The 411-nt window shown below is 41.4% G+C and carries 1 protein-coding gene; it reads right to left on the bottom strand.

Going from position 1 to position 411, the window contains the following annotated elements:
* The coding region (locus ACNKXV_RS13405; protein ID WP_417908239.1) for a DUF3347 domain-containing protein at positions 1–411 on the bottom strand (411 nt) is incomplete at both ends.

The following is a 411-nucleotide window of genomic DNA, read 5'->3' as shown; positions in this document are numbered from 1 at the left end:
ACTTTGGAAAGGTGGCTTTTAACCATTCCTTCCAGCTTAGCAGTTTGAGTCTTATTAAGCAATTCCAGCATTTTATAAGCTTCAGCTTTTGTCTTTTCAGCATCTGAAGCAACCAGAGCATCTTTCAGTTTAAAATATTCAGCAAGTACCGGAGTAAATTGCGCCTGATATGATTGTGGAATATCCATTTTCATATTCATGGCTTCGGCCTTTGGCTCTTCGGTCTTTGGATTCATCATAGAAGTTTTTCCTTGCAACTGTGCCGCTGCATCTACCGTAAATGTCCCATTCACCACAATTTCTTCCCCTTCTTTGAGTCCGTCCTGAACCACATAGGAATCTCCCAATGCAGGCCCCAAAGTAATCTCTCTTAATTTAAATCCTGCACCTGTCTCTGCATCTTCTTTGATG

The organism is Christiangramia aquimixticola (assembly GCF_048285835.1).
Classification (GTDB): Bacteria; Bacteroidota; Bacteroidia; order Flavobacteriales; family Flavobacteriaceae; genus Christiangramia; species Christiangramia aquimixticola.
The sequence above is the reverse complement of the archived record's forward strand: the minus strand, read 5'-3'. Positions and strand labels throughout refer to the sequence as shown.